A 993-nucleotide genomic window follows, 5' to 3' on the forward strand; every position below is an offset into this window, starting at 1 on the left:
CCAGCCCCAGGACGTGACGAGCCGACATCGAGGTGCCAAACCTCCCCGTCGATATGAGCTCTTGGGGGAGATCAGCCTGTTATCCCCAGAGTACCTTTTATCCTTTGAGCGATGGCCCTTCCATGCGGTACCACCGGATCACTATGTCCCACTTTCGTGCCTGGTCGAGATGTCTCTCTCGCAGTCAGGCTCCCTTATGCCATTGCGCTCTTCCGACGATTGCCGACCGTCGTGAGGGAACCTTGGAAAGCCTCCGTTACTCTTTTGGAGGCGACCACCCCAGTCAAACTACCCACCAAACAATGTCCGAGTTTACACTCGTTAGACCGTCGAACAGGAGAGGGCGGTATTTCAACAATGACTCCAAAACGCCTAGCGACGCTCCTTCACAGTCTCCCGCCTATCCTACACACTCCTGGCCAACGGCCAACGTTAAGTTGCAGTAAAGGTTCATGGGGTCTTTTCGTCCCGTTGCGGGTAAGCGGCATCTTCACCGCTACTTCAATTTCACCGAGCTCATGGCCGAGACAGCGTCCAGATCGTTGCACCATTCGTGCAGGTCGGAACTTACCCGACAAGGAATTTCGCTACCTTAGGACCGTTATAGTTACGGCCGCCGTTTACTGGGGCTTCAATTCAGAGCTTCACCGAAGTTAACTCCCCCTCTTAACCTTCCAGCACCGGGCAGGTGTCAGGCTATATACTGAATCTTTCGAGTTCGCATAGCCATGTGTTTTTGTTAAACAGTCGCCTGGACTTCTTCGCTGCGGCCTCTTGCCAAAACAAGTAGGCGCCCCTTCTCCCGAAGTTACGGGGCTAATTTGCCTAGTTCCTTAGCCATGAATCACTCGAGCGCCTTGGGTTACTCACCCTGACCACCTGTGTCGGTTTGGGGTACGGGATCCTATAACATAATCGTAGAAGGTTTTCTTGGAAGCGTTTCATATCTTTATCAAATTGGCCGTAGCCGCTCTGTACTGTCTTGTTTCCCCA

The 993-nt window shown here is 53.0% G+C and carries 1 rRNA gene; it reads right to left on the bottom strand.

Annotated elements, in window-relative coordinates:
* Window positions 1-993 (bottom strand): 23S ribosomal RNA (locus tag NH26_RS24890); the annotation flags it as partial.

It is taken from the genome of Flammeovirga pacifica (assembly GCF_000807855.2).
Taxonomy (GTDB): domain Bacteria; phylum Bacteroidota; class Bacteroidia; order Cytophagales; family Flammeovirgaceae; genus Flammeovirga; species Flammeovirga pacifica.